The following is a 15,403-nucleotide window of genomic DNA, read 5'->3' as shown; positions in this document are numbered from 1 at the left end:
TCCGGCCGCCCCATTTGATCGCGGATCTGCGCTTCGGTGGTGACGCCGGGCGTCAGCCCTTTCAATAGCAGCGCGTCCGGCTTGATCGCATTGAAGAAAGCCTTGAACTTTTCCTTCATGACGGATGCGCCCTCATTGTCATCGCACCCCGCTAGCGTGAGCGACGCGCTCATACATGCCACAGTCAACAGCTTGATTCCGATTTTCATTTCGCGTGAACGTTGCAAAGCATGGCGTGGCCACTCGATGCGCAAAGCATAGCGTACCTCGCCGGAGAAGTGCGGGCGAATCGAGCTGTCGCGCATCACGTCGGGAACAGCCTTCGATCAATCGCGCGGCACACGTAAGTGTTTCGTCACACCGCTTACGATTTGTCACCAGCGCACGGTCAACTCGCGTCGTCGCCGCTGCGTTAAATCGGCAGCGCTGAACTTTCTCAGCCGCCCTACAAGGAGTCACACATGAAGACGATGTTCGCTGCTCTCGCTTCCGCCCTGCTCGTTTCGACGGCTTTCGCTCAAAGCGCCGCACCGGCGCCGTCCACGAACGCCACGAATGCGAATGCTGCCACCGCCGCCAGCGCCACGACGTCGGCCCAGCCCGGTCAGGCGAACGTGAAAGCGGGCGCCGCCGCTCAAACCGGCGGACTGAAGGCCGATACGGCAACCGACGAAAACGGTACCACTTCGGACAAGGCGACGACGAAACACCACGCGATGAAGAAGTCGTCGGTGCACACCAAGAAGCCGCACGCGCACAAGATGAGCAAGAAGAGCGCGGACGAAAGCGCAGCGGCCGGCGCAGACCAAGCCCCGGCTACGGATAAGGCACCCGTCTCGGCGAAGACCGACGCCGACACCAAGACCGACACGGCAACGAAGACGCAATAAGCGGCCGGTCTCCGGCAGACGCCAGCCAGCATTAAACGAAGCTGGAGATGCCCTTCGAGGCGAGCCTTCGGGCTCGCCCGTTTTCGTTGCTGCGATGTGAATCGAATGAGGCGTATCGTTCCGCCTTGCAGATTGCTGCTGCCAGCTCGCATCGCCCGCACGGTTCACCGTTCATGCCTGACCGCTTTCGGCTCAGGCGGACGCGCCTGCATGCTGTGCACGTCGATAAACATCGAGCAATGCCTCGATCGGATGCCGAAGCCGGCGTCCTCTCAGGCGATTCACCTGGCACCGGCACGAGTAGCCGGTCGCCAACAGTTCGGGGGGTTCGCCCGTCGGCGAGATCGCTTCGTTCGGCCGCACCCACGCATCGACATGCCGCGCCCAAGACTGTTCGAAAATTGTCTTGGACGTCTCGACGTTCCTCGTTTCATGCCCAAAGGTACCTGACATGCCGCAGCACCCACTTGCAGGCATCGTCAACGATAACCCCGCCCGCTCGAACACATCGGACCAATGCGTCGCGGCCGCCGATGCGTTCGTGCGCTCCGTGCAATGCGGCAGCAGACGATAATGCGCGGCGGTGCTTGTTTCTCGACGCGCGTTGCCGGCCCGATCGGCGTCGCGCCCGGCGGCAGTCGCACGCAGCGCGTCGATCAGCCATTCCTGCGGCAATAAAACGTTCGGGGCGCCCTCCACACCGTCCACCTTCCGATACTCTTGCCGGTAGACCAACGTCATCGCGGGATCGATGCCGACGAGCGGTATGCCGAATCGACCGAGTACATTCAAGCACGCTGCATTCCGTTGCGCGGCTCGCCCGAACGCGCCCAGGAATCCTTGCACATGCAGCGGTTTGCCGTTGGGCATATAGGGGGCAAGAAAGACACGGTAACCGAGCCGCATCGCAAGTTCGATGAATGCCGCGGCCACCTGCGTTTCGAAGAAGCGCGTGAATGCGTCTTGTACAACGATGATGCTGCGCTGCCGGTCAGCTTCGCCGAGTGCGCTGAGCCGCGCAACCGTAGCCGGTTCGACCGCCCAGCGCCGTACCACGTCCGTCCATGAAACATCGCTGAGCAATGGGCTGTCGACGAGTCCCGCCACACGCCGCATCGCCGCTCTGATGGGCCGAGCGCGCATCAAAGCGTTATAGACCGCGCGTCCGCCAGGCATCGCGGCGACATACGGCACGCTGTATTCGAGCGACCCGATCAGGTAGTCCCGTAACGGACGGATATACAGCGTGTGATAGTGCGCAAGGAAACGGGCACGGAACTCGGGCACGTTGACCTTGACCGGACATTGAGCCGCGCACGACTTACACGCGAGGCAGCCCGCCATCGCGGCGTAAACCTGATGCGAGAAATCACGCTCGCCGCGCTGTTTCCGCCATGTATTGACGAGGCGAATCGGTAGCGCGGCCGCCGTCGGCTCGGCGTTTAAGTCAGTCCCGGCCTCACCTTGCAACCGTAACCATTCGCGCATCAACGACGCGCGCCCCTTCGGCGAATGAATGCGCTGCCGCGTCGCCTTCCACGATGGGCACATGGCATCGTCCGGATCGAAGTTGTAGCACGCGCCGTTGCCATTGCAATGCACCGCATCGCCGTTACGCTGCCACACACGCTCGTCGATACGGCGGTCCGCTTCGCCGCGCATTGGCACCGCATCGATGCGCAGCAACGAGGTACCGCTTTCCGCCGGCGTCGCGATCTTGCCGGGATTGAGCTGACCGCGAGGGTCGAAAGCGGCTTTCAGCCGTTGCAACGCCGGATACAGCGGGCCGAAATATTCGGGCACATATTCGGATCGAACGCCTTTGCCATGTTCGCCCCATAGCAGGCCGCCATACTTCAGCGTCAACGCGGTGACCGCATCCGAAATCGGTCGAATCAATGCCGCTTGGCGCGGATCGCGCATATCGAGGGCGGGCCGCACGTGCAGGACGCCCGCATCGACATGCCCGAACATGCCGTATCGCAAACCCAAACCGTCGAGCAGCGCACGAAATTCGGCGATGTAATCGGCCAGGTTTTCCGGGGGCACGGCTGTGTCTTCGACGAACGGTTGCGGCCGGCTCGCGCCGCTTACATTGCCAAGCAGGCCTACCGCCCGCTTGCGCATGGCGTACACACGATTGACCGCCGCCTCGCCATCGGCAATCGTCACCGCCAGCCGGCGAACCGAGTCGTCGTTCGCGAGATGATCCACAAACGCGGAAACGCGCGCTCGGACCTCCCGCACATCGTCGCCGCTGAATTCCACCAGATTGATTCCGCCTGCGTCGTCGCTACCGCCACCGACGTCAGGCAAGTATTCGGCCACGCTTCGCCAGACGATGTCCTGGCGGGCCAGTGCCAGTACCGTCGAATCCACGGTTTCGATCGACAGCGGACGGTGCGCCATGAGCGGCTGAGCGTCGCGCAATGCATCCATGAAGCTCGCATAGCGAATATTGACGAGCGCGGCATGCGCAGGAATCGGCAATACATTTAATGTCGCTTCCACCACGAAACCGAGCGTTCCCTCGGAACCGCAGAGCACACTGTTGATGTCGAAGCGGCCATCGGCATCCCGAAGGTGCGCGAGGTCGTAGCCCGTCAAGCAACGGTTCAAGCGGGGAAAGCGCTCTCGAATCAGATCGGCATGGCGATCACCAATATCGCGCGCTGTGCGATAGACGCGTCCTACTGCATCATCGCGGCCGCAAAGCCTATCCAATTCCGCGTCCCCCACAGGCGAACTGGAAAGACGCTCGCCCCCGATCAGAATCGATTCGAGCGCGAGCACGTGATCGCGCGTCTTTCCGTAAGTGCAACTGCCCTGCCCGCTTGCGTCTGTGCTGATCATGCCGCCGATCGTCGCGCGATTCGATGTCGAGAGCTCTGGAGCGAAGAACAGGCCGTGCGGCTTAAGTGCGGCATTGAGTTGATCTTTCACGACTCCGGCTTCGACTCGAACGGTTCGCGCAACCGGATCGACCGATACGATCCGGTTCATATGGCGCGAGAGGTCGACCACGATCCCATCCGTGAGCGACTGCCCGTTCGTTCCCGTGCCCCCGCCGCGTGCGGCAACGAACACCTCGCGAAAGCGCGGCTGGCCCAGTAGCTGAGCGATACGCTCGACGTCCCGCGCGTCGCGCGGAAACAGCGCAGCCTTGGGATAGCGCTGGTAGATCGAGTTGTCAGTCGCGAGGACCGTGCGCGATGCGTGACTGTGATCGATCTCACCTTCGAATCCCGAGTCACGCAATTCGGTCAAGAAGCGCGCATGGAGAGGGTCGTTGGAATCGTCGACAGGAAGGCGGGAAATCGTCATCGGTACGCTCGGCGTTGATCGAAAGCAGGTGTGATAGGAGTAAGATTTGCATGGAACCCGATCCACCGACATGTTCCGCTTCCCCGTATCGGTCATTTTCCGCGGACGTTTTACCGGGGACAAGCGGAAGTTGTGCGGGATATTCATGACTTTTGTGAATGAATAACCGACGGCACGCAATCCATCAAGGCGACGAATGAATTACCGCAAGCTCACTCCGTCGATGTCGCTCCTCTTGGCGTTCGAGGCGTCGGCACGCCATCAAAGCTTCACTCGGGCGGCGGAAGAATTGTCGTTGACGCAAAGCGCCGTGAGTCGGCAGGTGCAGACGCTGGAAGGCATGCTCGGCATCCCGCTGTTCCTGCGAGAAGGCAAGCGCATCATTCCGACCGAGGTGGGACTTGCCTATATGGCCGAGGTAGGCGCGGCATTGACGCAGATACGTCATGCCACTTTGCAGGCCCTCTCGGCGCAAGCGCCCGGCATGCATCTGCGCGTCGCGACACTGCCGACGTTTGGCGCAAAATGGCTTCTGCCAAGACTGCACCGGCTCTATGAAGCGCATCCAGACTTGCAGATCGATCTCCACTCACGGATCGAAGAAGTCGATTTCTCGTCGCAAGCCCTCGATGCCGCCATTACCGTCGGCGACGGACGCTGGACCGATGTCGTCGCGCACCGGCTCTATGCGGAAGAGTTGGTGTTGGTGGGCAGCCCCACCGTGCTGCGGCCGGAAAGCAAACACAGGGGGCGGTCCCGTTCCGCAGCGCTCAAGGCGGCCAAGGCCGTACGCCCGACAGCGGCGATGCTCGAAGGTCTCACGCTGCTTCGCGTCAATAGCTTTCCCGACGCTTGGCGAGAGTGGTGCGCGCATTTCGGACTTCCGCATGATGCGCTGCGTCTCGGCCCAAGTTTCGAACTCACCTCGCATCTGGTTCAAGCGGTCATCGCGGGAATCGGGGTGGGCCTCGTGCCGCGGATGCTCGTCGAAGACGAATTGAACGACGGACGGTTATGCAGTCCGTTCGCCCCCGTACCGAGCTCTCGTTCGTATTTTTTTACGTACCCCGAGCGAGTCCGGCACCAGCCCGCGCTCGTGGCGTTTCGGGAATGGTTGCTGCAGGAACTGCGTGGATAAGAAGATCCGAGCAAAGGTTCACGAACCGCGCAGTGGGCGACGAACCGTGGGCGGCTTCGAACAAAACGTTGATGCCACAAAAAACAGCGGGCCGCGTCAAAGACACGCCCGCCCAAGTACGACGAGGAGTCGGTTCAGAACGAATGCCGCATGCCAACGCGTAGATCGGCCTGAGAAGAGGCAGTCGAAGGCGCGAAGCTGTACCCGATCACCGGATCGACACCGCTCGATGCTTTCAAATAGTCTCCAGAGAGATAAACGTCCGTTCTCTTCGACAACAAATAGTGCAATCCCGCGGACACCTGATTCCAATGATGTCCTTCGAAGTGGGTGTACTGATAGCCACCGTCGAACGCCATCGCGGGGGTGATCTGCCACGACGCGCCGCCCTCACCCACCTGCATGTGCGACGATTGCCCGAAGCCCTTGATCGTCGTATACGAGTAGTTGCCTCGCAGCGTCACGGCGCCCAGTGCGTAACTGGCACCGATGCCGAACGTCCCTTGCTTATCGACCGGGAACGCCGCGCTCGAGTACAGATCCGTGACGGCGCCCGTCGACGGATCCACGCTCACCGTCGGTCTACCGAGAAACGTTCGCGTCCCGATCATTGCGTATGGATCGAACGCATAGATCCCGTTCGGATTGTTCAACTGGGTATAAGCCGCGCCCACCGTAAAGGGGCCATGCGCATAGTGCGCACCGACGCTATAGGCGCTGTTTTGATGAAAATTCCCCGTGATATTGCCGAACGACCACATGCCGCCGAACTTGAACCCATCGATATCGTTCGACATGAACTTCACCGAGTTCGGCAGCCGATCGCCATTGAATCGATCGAAGTCCCCTTGGTGAATCGCATACCCGCTCCCCCACGCGGAGATGTTGTACAGAAACACCATCTCCTCCGTCATGTCGAGCTGATTGCCGAACGACACGGTGCCCCACGGGCTCGCCAGACCGACAAACGCCTGCCGTCCGAATTCGGAGCCGCCGAACGCGAGCCTGCCCGTGCCGAGCCTGAAGCCGCTTTCGAGGGCGAACACGGCCGAGAGCCCGTTACCCAAATCCTCCGTGCCTTTGATCCCCCAACGGTTTCCGTACGAAATGCCATCGTCGAATTTCACGACATGTGAACCGCCTGTATTGCTGACATAAGTCACGCCGGCATCGAGAATGCCGTACAGCGTGACACTGCTTTGAGCGTGGCCGATGGCGGGCAAACTGGCGAGCGCCAGCACCACACCCGACCGAATCGGGGCGCGTAATGCTTTCATGATGAATGTCTCGTTGTGCTCTTTCTTGAATTGTTGAATATCAGTGCGCGGCAAGCGCGCTATTGACTGCCTGCAATCCGTTGCCCCCGCTCGCGGTCGTCACGCCGTCAAGCCACGGTGCAAGCAGCTGCGGATGCGCTTTGAGCGCGTCCCGCGCGGCGGTATTCACGTTGACTTTGTTCTGCAACACGTTGGCGATGATTTGGTTTTCCAAATCGACGTTGAATGTCATTTGTTTGAAAAGCCGGCCAAGGTTGCCGCACTCGTTCGCGAACCCGGCGCGCGTGACGGTGTTGACCGTCGCCCCGCCGTAGTTCGGGCCGAAGTACGCATCGCCACCCGATAGATAGGTCAAGTGAAATTCGGTATTCATCAGATGCGGCTCCCATGCCAGAAACACGATCCAGCGCTTATCGCGAACCGCCCGCGTGACTTGCGTCAGCATTCCCGTCTCGCTCGAAGCCACGAGCTTCCAATCTCCCAGGCCGAACGCTTTATCGCCGATCATCTTCGAGATGTTCTGGTTCGCCGGCGCACCCGGTTCGATCCCGTAGATTTTGTCGTCGAACTTATCGGCGTACTTGGCCAGATCCGCGAATGTATGCACGCCGGCAGCGGCTACGTAGTCGGGTACCGCCAAGGTGAACTTGGCATTCGTCAGGTTTGCGTGCAGGACGTCGATCGCATGGCTATCCACGAACGGCTTGACCAGCGGCCCCTGCGCGGGCATCCAATTGCCGAGGAAGACGTCGACCTGCGACTTCTTCAGCCCCTCGTAGGTAATGGGCACCGATAGATTCGCGACGTTCTGCCGGTACCCGAGCGCGCCGAGCACGAACCCGGCGATGGCGTTGGTCGCATCGATATCGGTCCACCCGGGATCGGCCATGCGTACCTGCACGCAACTGCCCGGCTCCGCCGCGTGCGGCGCCGTCAACGGCACGACGACGGCCGCCGATAAAACCGCCGCCATCAAGCGCCTGGCTTTGGGATGCTTGCTTCGGTTCATTACCCGCTCCTGTGTGGGTGATTTGCCTGTCATTAGATTGCGTCGAATGAAAGAGAACGTCTCGAACGAACGCACCCGCTCATTCATGCGCGACACGCGGGAAACGCGCCATCGCTTCGAGCGTATCCAGTTCGATGTGGTTGCGCATGTAGCGCTGGCTGGCGTCGTTGAACGGTTGCCAATCCCATGAGCGTATCCGGCCTTGCGTGGTGGCAGCATAGTGAAACCGCCGCCGGCGTTGGCTCGCCAGCACGTCCTGGTGCAGCGCGTCCAGATTCCAACGCTGCCGGACTTCCGCGCGAAATGCCTCGACCGTCCCTGCGTGTGCGGGATCGCTCGCGAGGTTCGTCAGCTCTTGCGGATCGGCCTCCAGATCGAACAGTTGGTCCGGATCGACGCTCGTATGAATGAATTTGAATACACCCCGGCGAATCATGACGATCGGTGCAATCGCGCCCTCCGCCATATACTCGCCGAAGGTCTCGTCATGTCCGCCGTCGCCGTTCAAATGCGGGACCAGACTGCGGCCGTCGATCGGATCGGGCCACGTTGTTTCGCGTTTGCCGGTGGCCAATTCGAGGAGCGTAGGCAGTAAGTCGATCGTCGAAACCGAAGCTTTCACGCGGTGCGGCGCGAACGCTTTCGGCGCATGGACGATCAGCGGCACCCGTGCGGCGTTTTCAAAGAACGTCATCTTGTACCAGAGCCCGCGCTCGCCAAGCATATCGCCATGATCGGAGGTGACGATCACGATCGTGTCGTCGGCCAGCCCCGTCGCCTCGAGCGCATCGAGGATGGCGCCGAATTGGGCATCGACGTAGGACAACGCGCCATAGTACGCATGACGGGCATTGCGCACCTGTTGTTCGGTTGGAGGCGTGCGGTCGTTCTCCGAGACATGCCGCAGCCGCTTGGAGTGTGGATCGCTGTCCGCCAGCGTCAATGTCGTGCGCGGCAAATCGATTTCCTCGTCCGCATAGAGATCCCAATACGCAGAGGGAATCGCATACGGATCGTGCGGATGCGTGAGCGAAGCCACCATGCAGAACGGCCGCGCATCGGTGCCGGCCTCGCGCTCGCGCACGATGTCATAAAGCTTTTGCCGGACGGTAAAGGTCACCTCGTCGTCGAAATCGAGTTGGTTGGTGCGCACGCACGGGCCGGCCTCCAATACCGAACTCATATTGTGGTACCAGCTCGGCCGCACCTCGGGTTGATCCCAATCGGGCACCCAGCCGAAATCGGCGGGATAGATGTCGGTCGTCAAGCGCTCTTCGAAACCATGCAGTTGGTCGGGACCGCAAAAGTGCATCTTCCCCGACAGGACCGTCCGGTATCCCGCCGCGCGCAGATAGTGCGCGAACGTCAGCGTTTGCGCGGATAGTTCCGCGGCATTATCGTAAGCACCGATCTTCGAGGGGAGTTTGCCCGCCATCAGGGCGAAGCGCGACGGTGCACATAGCGGGCTCGCGCAATAGGCGGAATCGAATACCACGCCGTCCGACGCCAGCGCGTCGATCCGTGGCGTTTTCGACACCCGGTTGCCGTAGGCGCGCAGCGATGAAGGCGTCAGCTGATCCGCCATCAAGACGAGGATATTTTGTCCGGTATTGGGCTTCATGGAGTCGATGGTTACAATGCGTTGAAATCGTTGGAGCGGCGCCCGCCAGCCGGAGGTGCCATCACGATCGCAGTGGCCCGGGCGCGTGACATCAATATGTCCACCCACAATTCACGTGTGAAGACGGCCGCTATTTATGGCCCCATAAGGCACGCTTATGTCTGACCAGGACCGTTTGCCGCCGCTGCAAATGCTGTCGGTGTTCGAATCGGCAGCTCGATTGGCGAGCTTCACGGCAGCCGCGCGCGAGCTCGGTTCGACGCAGCCGGCCGTCAGCCAGCGCATCGTGCAATTGGAGGCCGAACTCGGTGCGCCGCTGTTCGAGCGCGGTCACCGCGGTGTGACGCTCACCGCCGAGGGCCGGCGGCTTTACGAAGCGGTGCGTCAAAGCATGGCGACGATCCGCGATGCCGTTGCCGACATTCGCGCCGCGCGCGCCCAAGGCGCGTTGACGATCGTGACGGACGCCGGATTTGCCACCTATTGGCTGGTGCCGCGCCTCATGGACTTGAGACGGCTGTTGCCCGATATCAACGTGAAGGTGGTGACGTCGCAACTCGCCTTCGATCCGCGCCGCGATCATGCCGATGTCGCGATCGCATTCGGCGACGGCAATTGGTCGCCCTGCACCGCCACGCGTTTGTTTCCCGAGGAAGTTGTCCCCGTATGCTCACCCCGGTTTCGCGATGCGCATGAACGGATCGCCGAGCCGGCCGATCTCCACGCCGTGCCTTTGCTGCACGTGCAGCCCGCTGAACCGGAACGCTGGCTCGGTTGGAATGGCTGGTTCGCGGCACACGGGCTCAGCGCCCCGCCCGATCACCACGGCTCGACGTTCAACAGCTATGCGCTCGTCATGAACGCCGCGCTGACCCATCAAGGCGTCGCGCTGGGTTGGCGGCCACTCGTCGACGAACTCGTTGCCAGCGGCCAGTTGGTTGCGCTATTCGATCAGCCGGTTACCACGGCACGCGGTTATTTTCTGGTGTGTCCGCCCGCCCGTCCCGAAACACCGGCCGCGCCGGCCTTCCGGCGCTGGCTGTTCGCCGCGTGCGCCGCGCCGATCGCCAGCACGGTGGGAGCAAGCTGAGCGGACGCCTGACGTTCGATCACAGCGCTTCAACGAGATCGCGCCGCTGCGTCCGGCAATAGGCACTGCACGCCAAGTGCGCCGCACTCGCCGCCGCGTTCACCATCGCATTGGCATTCGTCGGCTTGCACACCGATACGACGATCGGCGGCGGTACCGGCTTGAGCGGTAGCTCAACGAATTCCCCTGTCTGCAATTCGTCGGTGACGAACAGGCTCGGGATACAGGCCACGCCATAGCCGTCGCGCACGAGCTGCACGATCGCCGCGACAGACGGCGAGCAGGTCACGCGCGTGTGCTCGGGCCGGACGTTCTCCTGCCGCGCGAGCGTCAACACGATGCTTTGCAAAGCGACTTGCGGCGCCGTGCCGCGGCCGAAGGTGAGAATCGGGCGCTGCAGCACGCGCGACGCCAGTCCCGCCGCGCGCCGCGACAGCAAGCCACGCTTTGCGATCCAGCGCACAGGGTAGCTCGCGATCGCGCTCGATGCGATCTTCGTACTGTCGATGCCCTCGACGCGAATCGCCAGATCCAGTTCGCCCGCGAGCAGCCGTTGCTGCAACACTGCGCTCGAATCGACGGTCAAGTCGACATCGAGCTGCGGAAACTTCGCATTGAGGTGCGTGATGTAATGCGCGAGCCACGAATGCACGACCGTCTCGATCACGCCCAAACGCAGCTTGCCCCCGACGACCACCTCCTGCCCCGCAGCTTCGCGCAGCGCGCGTGCCGCATCCACGACATTGCGCGCCAGCGCGAGCAAGCTCTCGCCGGCCGGCGTCAGGCGAAATTGCGTCGTCGAACGATCGACGAGCTCGGTGCGCAATTCATCTTCCAGCGACTTGATCCGCAATGAGATCGTCGCTGGCGTCGCATGCAACACGCGCGCCGTGGCGCGAAAACTCTCGAGCTCGGCCAGCGTGACAAAGGTTTCGACGAATCGCGTATTCATCGTCTAGCGCGCGTGCGCCGTATCCGCGGCGATACGAAACACCTGGATGGCCTCGCCGAGCTGCTGGGCCTGCTCGTTCAGCGACATGCCCGCCGCCGCCGCTTGTTCGACGAGCGCCGCATTCTGCTGCGTGGCACCGTCCATCTGCGAGATCGCGCGATTGACTTCCTCGATGCCGATGCTTTGCTGCGTCGACGCCGTCGCGATTTCGCCCACGATCGTCGTCACACGCTTCACGGCAGCGACGATGCCGTCCATCGCCTCGCCCGCATTTTCCGCGAGTGCGGCGCCGCTCTCGACTTGCGCCAGCGAGGTATCGACGAGCACACGAATCTCTTTCGCCGCAGCCGCACTGCGTTGGGCGAGACTGCGCACCTCGCTGGCCACGACGGCGAAACCCCGCCCGTTTTCGCCCGCGCGTGCGGCTTCGACGGCGGCGTTCAACGCCAGGATATTGGTTTGGAAGGCGATGCTATCGATGACCGATGTAATGTCGGCCACCTTCCGCGAGCTTTCAGCAATGGCCCTGACCTTGCTGACGACATCCCCCACCACCCCGCCGCCGCGCTCCGCTTCGGACGCCGCACTGGCCGCCACTTGGGTGGCGTGGGACGCATTGTCGGCGTTTTGCTTGACGGTAGCGGTCAGCTCGTCCATCGCCGCCGCCGTTTCCTCCAGCGAGGCGGCTTGCTGCTCGGTCCGGCTCGACAAATCGCCGTTGCCGGTGGCGATTTCGGCAGCCGCCGTACGGATCGTCTCCGCCGCGGTCTTGACACGCGAAACCGTGCCGGCCAGTGTATCGCGCGTGTAAGCGATGGCCGAAACGATGCTGGCCTCGTCGCCGTCGGCAACTTCGATCCGGCCCGTCAAATCACCCGAGGCAATCTGGCGGGCAAGCTCGGCCGCCCGCGCGGGCTCCCCGCCCACCGAACGGCGCACGCTCTTGACGGCGAGCGAAGTCAGGATCGATATGGCGATGCCCAGGACGATCAAGACGGCCAGAGATGTTCCGAGCGTACGATAAAAGGCCGATTGAATATCGTCCTGATAAACACCCGCAACGAAATCCCAATTCCACGGTTTGTAACGCTTCACGAATGCGAGTTTGGAGCTGGGTTCGGTCTCGCCCGGCTTCGGCCACCAATACTCGACGTAACCTGTCCCGCCGGGCGTAGCGCCGGCCGCCGCGATATCCCGGTAGAGCATATTGCCCTTGGGATCTTTCCATTGCGACATGTCTTTGCCGTTGAGCTTCGGCGACATCGGATGCATGACCACCACCGAATCGGCGCCGACGACGGTCACATAGCCGTTGCCGGTATAGCGCATATCTGCGATGCGTGCGAGCGCTTGCTGCTTCGCGACATCCGCAGCGATCTTGCCCGCCTGCGCATCACGATCGAGGCCCGCAGCAATCGAGTAGGCCATTTCGGTGACGTCGGCGAGCGCATGCCGGCGCTCCGTGTATTGCATGTCGCGCATCTGCAAGGCATACCAGACAGTCAGCGTCAGCAACCCGACCCAGGTGAGCAGCAGCGGAATCCAAAGTTTTTGTCGCAGAGTGAGGTGAGTCATGGTTGTTTTCTTCCGACGAAATGGCTGTTAGCAACGCGGGCGAACCGGGCGAGCACGTCTTACCCGTCCCTTTCATATCGGCATCCGATGCGCGGATGTTAAGCCTGCGAAGCGCTCGCCGCACACCATTTCGATGCACGAATTCGACCGTGCCGTGCGGGGTAAGTCAACCCGTGAACCTATGAACTGCATTCGGCCTATCATCGTGACTTCCTTGTGCGATAAGGCTTTTCACGGCTTCCCCCTACGAATCCGCCCGAATCCTCCCGGGAAAACCCGCATGAAAGCGTTAAGGAAAACTTGACGGAAGCGCGCGGAATAACTTGCTGGCGTGTCATTTAATTCGAACCTAATCTGCTCATCAAGCCACTTTTCACCGAAGGATGTCCGTCATGCCGGATCAGTTTCGCCAGCTCGTACGCCGCAAGGACTTCAAAGGTCCAACCGCCGGCCAATGCGGCGAGTACGCTCAAGCCAACCTCGTCATCGTGCCGAGCGCGTACGCCGAAGATTTTCTTCGGTTCTGCGTCAGGAATCCGAAAGCCTGTCCGTTGCTCGGCGTCGGCGAGCGCGGCCAGTGGAACGTGCCCTCGCTCGGCCGCGACCTGGACCTGCGCACCGATGCGCCCGGCTATAACGTCTACCGCGACGGCGTGCTCTGCGAGCAACCCGACGACATCCTTTCGCTTTGGAACGACGATCTCGTCGGATTCGCGATCGGTTGCTCGTTCTCGTTCGAACAGATGTTGTCGCAAGAACGTATCCCGCTTCGCCACGTCGACGAAGGGGTGAACGTTCCCATGTTCCGCACCAACATCGCCAATACCCCGGCGGGCCCGTTCGGCGGGCAGCTCGTCGTATCGATGCGGCCGATGACCGGGGCCCATGCGATTCGCGCCGTCCAGGTCACGAGCCGCTTTCCGTCCGTGCACGGCGCGCCGGTGCATCTCGGCAATCCGCGTGCGATCGGCATCGCCGATCTGTCGCGCCCCGATTACGGCGATGCGGTCACGATTCGCGAAGACGAGGTACCCGTGTTCTGGGCCTGCGGCGTGACGCCGCAAAGCGCCCTCGAAGCGGCGCGTCTGCCTTTCGCCATCGCGCATCGGCCCGGTCACATGCTTGTCACCGATATCCAGAACGCGTCGCTTGCTGTCCTCTGACGCGGTGCTTCAGATCTACATTCAGTGCTTTTGAGGAGACCCAAGTGAACACCGACACATCCTATCCCGAGATCGAACGCACCGACGAAAGCGCAAGCGAAAGTCATTCGATGTTTGGCTGGTACGGCCATTTGCGCGCGAACGAACGCCGCGCGTTCTGGAGCTGCAAGATCGGCTACGCGCTCGACGCAATGGACACGCAGTTCCTGAGTTTCGTGATCCCGGCATTGATCGCGACATGGGGTTTGACGAAAGGCCAGGCGGGGCTCATCGGCACCGTCACGCTGCTGATGTCGGCGCTGGGCGGTTGGGTGGCCGGCATCTTGTCCGATCGCTTCGGACGCGTGCGCACGCTGCAGATCACGATCGTCTGGTTTGCCTTGTTTACGCTTGCGTGTGCCTTCGCGCAGAACTTCACCCAGCTCCTGGTGGCGCGCGGCTTGATGGGCCTCGGCTTCGGCGGAGAATGGACCGCAGGCGCCGTGTTGATGGGCGAAGTCATCCGTGCCCGCGACCGCGGCAAAGCTGTCGGCATGGTGCAAGCCGGCTGGGCAATCGGTTGGGCGGTATCGGCCGGCCTCTATATCCTCGTGTTCTCGCTGCTTCCGGCTGAACTCGCCTGGCGCGCGCTGTTCGCCCTCGGCATTCTGCCGGCCCCGTTCGTGATCTTCATCCGCCGCTTCGTCGAAGAGCCGGAAGTGCATCTGCTGGCCAAGCAACAGGAACGCGAGACGCAAACGACGCACTCGTTCATGGAAATCTTCGGCAAGGATATGTGGTTCACGACGCTGCGCACCGCATTGCTGGCCACCGGCGCTCAAGGCGGCTACTACGCGATCACGACGTGGCTCCCCACCTACCTCAAGACCGAGCAGCACTTGAGCGTCGTCGGCACGGGCGGCTACCTCGCCGTGATCATCGCGGGCTCGTATGCGGGATATCTGTGCGGCGCATGGCTGTCCGACCGCGTCGGCCGCAAGCTCGCCTTCATCACTTACGCCCTGGCGTCGATGGTCATTGCTTTGGCTTATACGCATCTGAAGCTCGACAACACGCTGTTGCTGATTCTCGGTTTTCCGCTCGGTTTCTTCGCATCGGGCATCTTCTCCGGCATGGGTGCATTCATGTCCGAGCTGTTCCCGACTCGCATCCGCGGCTCCGGTCAGGGTTTCTGCTACAACTTCGGCCGCGCCGTCGGTGCCGCCTTCCCGTTCCTCATCGGTTACGTGGCGCAAAAGATGACGCTCGGCACCGCGATCGGCACCTTCGCCGCCTGTGCCTACGGCGTCCTGATTCTGGCCGCTTTGACGTTGCCCGAAACACGCGGTGCGAAATTGAAGTATTGAATCTAACAATATCGAATC

The 15,403-nt window shown here is 61.8% G+C and carries 11 protein-coding genes and 1 pseudogene; 5 read left to right on the top strand and 7 right to left on the bottom strand.

Translation table 11 applies throughout. From position 1 onward, the window contains the following. Nucleotides 1-209 (bottom strand): annotated as a pseudogene (locus ACTHL0_RS15685) (hypothetical protein); the annotation flags it as partial. Between the two features lie 252 nt (nt 210-461). On the opposite strand from ACTHL0_RS15685, the gene ACTHL0_RS15680 reads away from it, so the two are divergent. Beyond that, the gene (locus ACTHL0_RS15680) at nt 462-890 is read left to right on the top strand and encodes a hypothetical protein (protein ID WP_440567730.1); all 429 of its coding nucleotides are present in this window, start codon (nt 462-464) and stop codon (nt 888-890) included. Nucleotides 891-1,082: 192 nt separating this feature from the next. On the opposite strand, the gene ydiJ is transcribed toward ACTHL0_RS15680, so the two are convergent. Next, the gene (gene ydiJ, locus ACTHL0_RS15675; RefSeq protein WP_440567729.1) at nt 1,083-4,214 is read right to left on the bottom strand and encodes a D-2-hydroxyglutarate dehydrogenase YdiJ; all 3,132 of its coding nucleotides are present in this window, start codon (nt 4,212-4,214) and stop codon (nt 1,083-1,085) included. Nucleotides 4,215-4,410: 196 nt separating this feature from the next. On the opposite strand from ydiJ, the gene ACTHL0_RS15670 reads away from it, so the two are divergent. Further along, a complete protein-coding gene (locus ACTHL0_RS15670) occupies nt 4,411-5,352 on the top strand; it encodes a LysR substrate-binding domain-containing protein (protein ID WP_440567728.1) in 942 nt (313 codons plus the stop codon). A 134-nt stretch (nt 5,353-5,486) separates the two neighbouring features. Here the strand turns inward: ACTHL0_RS15670 and ACTHL0_RS15665 are convergent, their stop codons facing one another. The 3 genes from ACTHL0_RS15665 to betC form a co-directional block, all read right to left on the bottom strand. Next, complete coding sequence (locus tag ACTHL0_RS15665) at nt 5,487-6,629, bottom strand: porin (RefSeq protein ID WP_440567727.1); 1,143 nt, start codon at nt 6,627-6,629, stop codon at nt 5,487-5,489. A 40-nt stretch (nt 6,630-6,669) separates the two neighbouring features. After that, the gene (locus ACTHL0_RS15660) at nt 6,670-7,638 is read right to left on the bottom strand and encodes a choline ABC transporter substrate-binding protein (protein WP_440567726.1); all 969 of its coding nucleotides are present in this window, start codon (nt 7,636-7,638) and stop codon (nt 6,670-6,672) included. A gap of 79 nt (nt 7,639-7,717) precedes the next feature. After that, nucleotides 7,718-9,259 (bottom strand): choline-sulfatase, encoded by a 1,542-nt coding sequence (betC, locus tag ACTHL0_RS15655; RefSeq protein WP_440567725.1) that lies wholly within the window; start codon nt 9,257-9,259, stop codon nt 7,718-7,720. A gap of 157 nt (nt 9,260-9,416) precedes the next feature. Between betC and ACTHL0_RS15650 the strand changes: the two genes are divergently transcribed. Next, a complete protein-coding gene (locus ACTHL0_RS15650) occupies nt 9,417-10,349 on the top strand; it encodes a choline sulfate utilization transcriptional regulator (RefSeq protein WP_440567724.1) in 933 nt (310 codons plus the stop codon). 19 nt (nt 10,350-10,368) lie between these two features. Here ACTHL0_RS15650 and ACTHL0_RS15645 read toward each other — a convergent pair whose 3' ends face one another. Both ACTHL0_RS15645 and ACTHL0_RS15640 read right to left on the bottom strand, forming a co-directional pair. Then, on the bottom strand, nt 10,369-11,301 hold the full coding sequence (locus ACTHL0_RS15645; protein ID WP_440567723.1) for a LysR family transcriptional regulator: 933 nt from the start codon (nt 11,299-11,301) through the stop codon (nt 10,369-10,371). A gap of 3 nt (nt 11,302-11,304) precedes the next feature. Further along, nucleotides 11,305-12,876, bottom strand: a complete 1,572-nt coding sequence (locus tag ACTHL0_RS15640) for a methyl-accepting chemotaxis protein (protein WP_440567722.1) — start codon at nt 12,874-12,876, stop codon at nt 11,305-11,307. 383 nt (nt 12,877-13,259) lie between these two features. On the opposite strand from ACTHL0_RS15640, the gene ACTHL0_RS15635 reads away from it, so the two are divergent. Beyond that, on the top strand, nt 13,260-14,039 hold the full coding sequence (locus ACTHL0_RS15635; RefSeq protein ID WP_440567721.1) for a putative hydro-lyase: 780 nt from the start codon (nt 13,260-13,262) through the stop codon (nt 14,037-14,039). Nucleotides 14,040-14,149: 110 nt separating this feature from the next. Continuing rightward, nucleotides 14,150-15,385, top strand: a complete 1,236-nt coding sequence (locus tag ACTHL0_RS15630; protein WP_440567731.1) for an MFS transporter — start codon at nt 14,150-14,152, stop codon at nt 15,383-15,385. The last annotated feature ends 18 nt before the right edge of the window (nt 15,386-15,403 follow it).

The organism is Trinickia sp., assembly GCF_051961175.1.
Taxonomy (GTDB): domain Bacteria; phylum Pseudomonadota; class Gammaproteobacteria; order Burkholderiales; family Burkholderiaceae; genus Trinickia.
Note: the sequence above shows the minus strand (reverse complement) of the source record. Positions and strands in the feature narration are given on the sequence as shown.